Source organism: Fusibacter tunisiensis, from assembly GCF_016908355.1.
Taxonomy (GTDB): Bacteria; Bacillota; Clostridia; order Peptostreptococcales; family Acidaminobacteraceae; genus Fusibacter_D; species Fusibacter_D tunisiensis.
This window is the reverse complement of the sequence record NZ_JAFBDT010000048.1, coordinates 1-4,612: the sequence shown is the minus strand read 5'-3', so window position 1 is coordinate 4,612 and position 4,612 is coordinate 1. Positions and strand designations below refer to the sequence as shown.

General features: G+C 30.0%; 3 protein-coding genes. All 3 read right to left on the bottom strand.

Annotation, left to right across the window (positions count from 1 at the left end):
- Positions 1-589: 589 nt before the first annotated feature.
- From JOC49_RS12820 to JOC49_RS12810, 3 genes are read right to left on the bottom strand one after another with little or no spacing between them, the layout of a single operon-like run.
- Positions 590-3,997 carry a tetratricopeptide repeat protein gene (locus JOC49_RS12820; RefSeq protein WP_204665435.1) on the bottom strand — a complete coding sequence of 1,136 codons (3,408 nt, stop codon included), beginning with the start codon at positions 3,995-3,997 and terminating at the stop codon, positions 590-592.
- Entirely contained in the window at positions 3,998-4,231 is a 234-nt protein-coding gene (locus JOC49_RS12815; RefSeq protein WP_204665434.1) for a hypothetical protein, read from the bottom strand.
- Between the two features lie 11 nt (positions 4,232-4,242).
- Complete coding sequence (locus tag JOC49_RS12810; RefSeq protein ID WP_204665433.1) at positions 4,243-4,452, bottom strand: RNA methyltransferase; 210 nt, start codon at positions 4,450-4,452, stop codon at positions 4,243-4,245.
- Positions 4,453-4,612 lie beyond the last annotated feature (160 nt).

Genomic DNA, 4,612 nt, shown 5'->3' with positions numbered 1-4,612 from the left:
AAGAAAAAATCCGAAGGTAAACATCATTATGTTGCTAACTCTCATGTTGCTAAAAAATTAATCAGAGTCATTCACCACTTACTGACCAATAACTTTAATTTTATTTAGATTATTTTGTTTTTTCTATTGACTTCATATAGTTAGTCTCAACTTAAAAATACCACGCAAAAGTCTTTTGTGCAAGACTTTTGCGTGGTATTTTATTTTTTTGTCTTTTATAGAAGACTTTTTAAAGTTAAACCCCTTTACTTATGATACGGTTCACCTTACGAATCCTATACAGAACGGTTCTAATAATCAATCAGCTACTGTGAGGATTAAAAAATGGCTTATCATTTGGGAATGGTTTGGTCTCCATAAACATATGCCAATTATACTGAAGTTCACAAAAGAAGAACTTAAAAACATATAATGAATTCAAAATGAAAAACAGTAGTTAAGTTGCAGTAAGATTGGTTTATGGGCTGGTTTGTTACCCTTTTGATGAAACTCACTCAGATTAGAAAAAATTGAAATTAAATTTTAACATCTCTTCGTCTTATTGAATAGCAGAAGTATGAGGCAACCCTTATATGGTTGCCTCATAATCCTAAAAGTTTCTTAATATATTTTCAATATTTTTTTCACCTTTATACATCTCACTGACCATTGCTTTCATTGCAGTTGAGTCAATATATCTAAATCTATTAACAATAAGCTTGTACAATTCTACAAATTTAACTTCATCATCCTTGTACCTTAAGAAGAAGTGGTATAACCCATTCATAACCCCCATAACTATGCTGTGATATTTAATATAAGTGGAATCATTTTTCAGTCTGACATATTTCTTTTGCCAGAGGTGTTCATCTATTTTAGTTCCCAATACCATAACACTAGTACATAATGCATCTTCTCTATAGTAGTATGGATATTCATCTTTATCAGGTAGATTAGGTTTTATTAAATTATGATAGTACCTAGTACGACCGACATACCAATCAAGATAATCAAATATCATTGTAACGAACTCTAAATAACGGTCATTTTCAATTCTGTCCTCAATAAAATGTAAAAACTTGATATATATATTGATAAAACTATCGTAATCACAGAATCTTGACATGCTAAGATAAACACTGAAAGCTTCATTGATATCATCATCTTCATGTAAGTTATCAAATGTATCAATCACATTTACTAGATTGAAACTTATAAATGTGTAATCTTGCCTAATCAACTTTTCAATATACTTAGTTGTCTTCTTTCGTGTATCTGCATTTCGTAGAGATAATGCTTTTAGAACTGATGAAATATCTACTACATATTCACTATTATCTGTTATAGCATTTCTTAAATTATACTCTCCAGATAAATAAGGTATCTTTTCAGAATGAGAATAATGTAGATTGAACATTGTCTCATCAGTAAAATGCCTATTACCATGCATAAGACTTTGTTTTATTGCAACTAACTTCACATTCATTGAATTAGAAATAAACTCTAGAATTGTTCTTATTTTAGGGCTTTCCATCTGAATAATTATAGATAGTAGACTCTCATAGGTTGTATAGGATATTTGAACTTCTTCAAACTCTTTGAGAATTTCGAGACAATCAGCATCAGCTAATACGTACAAAGAGATTAAGTCAACAAGAATAACATTCTCTATAACTTCTGCATACTGATTAATCTTTGAAACAACACCCTCACTTACTTTAATCTTCTTTTTCAAGTATCTTAATTCACCAAATATGAAATCCAACTTCATATCATTCATAACTTTAATATAAGTAGAAACACCAAATTTGTAGTTAAAAAAGGCTTGCCTTACTTCGTTATAACCTGTTCTATCACCAGTTAATTTCATTAATTCTTTGGGGTCAATTGTATCATTACCATCTTCATCTTTTACTAAAACATTTCCACTTCTTATCCAGTCTTCTTTAGGGAAATTCTCATGGAATTCCACCATATGTTTTGTTGCATCATCTGTTCGATTGACTCTCAACCCTATCATCACAAAAAAACTGTGGCTTGGGCTTTTAAATAAGTCCTTATCTATTTCCTTTGCCTTTAATGCAGAATCAAACGCTTTATCATTTTCGTTATTCATTATATATAGTTTAGACAAAGCCCTATATAATTCAGATTTTTCGTAGTTCCCAGAGTCTCTTATTTCTTCAAGTAATCTAATACCTTTTGACAATTGATTTGTTACTGAATACAACGATGCACCATATATTAAGTGGCTATTGTTTTGAACCTTCTTTGCATATTCAACGGTTAAATCAGCTAGTTCTTGAAGTTCACCCATGAATCTATGGTATTCAACTTGAATCTGAAGTTTATCTATTTCTCCAAAGGTTCCTAAGTCAATTTTATTGAAAAACTGTTCAGCTTCTTCAAATGATTTCATATCAATCAACATGAACAAATGCTTTTTTTGAACTTCATTAAAGTCCTTTGGTCTGACAGACTTAACTCCATCTACAATCATTTGAGATAGTTCAAATCGTTCCTGATTCATATTATGTCTCTCATAAAACATATATGCATCTAAAACTGCAAGAGGTTCATCTCTTTTTTCAATTAATCTCTTAACTTCGTCTTTTGCTTCTTCTAGTTTATCGCTATGTTCTAAATATTGAATCCAAATCAACTCATATTCTACCTCACCCTTAAAATTCTCCTTATACCTTTTTAATTCAGGAACAAAGTCGCTATTACTTGTTCTAATCAAAGATATCAAATATAAAGCTATAATAGCTTCATCATTTTTGAAAACGGAATCCATCAATGGTAGAATTCTAGTATATACCTCACTATACTTTCCCTTTGAAGCAAGGTTATATAATTCAAGTTTTGCTTTATCAGAACCACTTAATTTATCGATAGCTTCTTGCGATACATCTCCAGCAAGCATCTCAGCATGTACTGATATAATTGCCATCTCTCTTTTTTCAAAATCAACAATATCAGCTACTTCTTTTTTTATGTCCAATATTTGCTGTGACTCCTCAGTAAACTCTAATGCATTCATATAGAAAGGTATAATTTCTTTTAGTATTGCAGTATTCTTTTCTTTAGATGCTACTTCATAAATCTCATCAAATAACACTCTCGCTTCATGTAATGAATCGAAATCTAGTTTTGAAAACTTGATATATCCATTAGCATTAGCATTTTTAACAGCTTTCAAGAAGTATGCAATTGCAACACCAGCCTTATAATTAAGGGTTTCTTTTAAACTATAGGCTTCTGAGTAATACTCAATTGCACTATCAAAATGTTTTGTATTTAGTGAAATATCACCTTTTGCAATAATTGCATAAGCTTTATTAGAATCCTTTAACTCATGTTTCTTTATTAACTCATCTATAGTTGTTATTGCTACATCATACTCTATTTCTTGAGAAATAGATTGTGCAATAAGCAATAGTATTCTTGCCTTATAGTAATCTTCATGTTCATCAAGTACTTCTTGGCACAAAGGAATAATATCGTTTGCTTTATCTGTTTTGAATTGGTCTAGTGCAAAGAGATACTTAAACTTATAGTATTCATCAGCAGTGTTTAAATCGTTCCTTATCATTGTCTCAACTAATTTTTTCTCATTTTCGAACTCACCGAGATTTATATAACAAGTATATATACTCATAAAAATTGAAAATCTATCATTTACCGTTAGAGGTTTTGCTGAAACTAAGTATGTTGTCTTTAACTCATCTAATTCTTTCAACGCTTGTTTAGTCTGATTACCGTCCATCAACTCTCTAATTTCATTTATTCTTACTTTTAATGATTCATCATCAGTAACTTCAGTTTTATCACCAAAAACAATGTTGATTAGACCTTTCATATTGAATATTTTTTTGTTGTGGCTGTTATTTTGACTTATGTTGATATCGCTATTATCATTACCAAGAGAAATATTTCCTGATGTATTAGTCTCATTTAAATTCATTTGCTTATCTTTAGAATTTAACCCCCAAAAGCCTGTTTTTCTCTTACTCATCTATTCACCATCTTTCTTACTCTTATTAGTCTGGTTAATATTATGAGAATTCTTTTGGTTTATTTTAACATTATTAGCGTTGTCGCCAATTGAAATATTTCCTGAGTTCTTTTGTGAGGCTTTATTCTTTTGCTTTAACTTCACTAGTATTCCACCACCAACTACTGCACTTAATACAATAACAGCAATCTCAACAATACTTTTAACTAAATCCATGTCAATATTATTAAACATTCTACCACCACCTATATCATTTTGAAATATTTGAATGCATCTGAAATCATTTCTTGTTTATCACTAGGACAAGGATTAGTTTTTGAATCAACTGAAATTCTATTTGGTGCAACTCGTTTCTCTAGTCCATGATGTTCTTTCATATCAGCAATCCAGCATGTCTTTACTGATATATCATATTTCTTTTTTACATAACTTTGAATTTCTTTATATGTAGCCATTCAACTCCCCCTTAATCTTATTTCTTGAACAGTTATAATTGGTTCTTCAATATACTCTATTTTATTAGATGGTGTAAGATATTTTGTGTAAAGTGAAAAATCAGTTATAATTCACTTAGACAAAATGGAGGTCCGAAATGGCAAAAAGAAAAAGAAATCC

Bases quoted from the DNA above. Each gene is read 5' to 3' on its own strand.
- JOC49_RS12820 (WP_204665435.1), bottom strand. From the start codon at position 3,997: ATGAGTAAGAGAAAAACAGGCTTTTGGGGGTTAAATTCTAAAGATAAG.
- JOC49_RS12815 (WP_204665434.1), bottom strand. From the start codon at position 4,231: ATGTTTAATAATATTGACATGGATTTAGTTAAAAGTATTGTTGAGATT.
- JOC49_RS12810 (WP_204665433.1), bottom strand. From the start codon at position 4,452: ATGGCTACATATAAAGAAATTCAAAGTTATGTAAAAAAGAAATATGAT.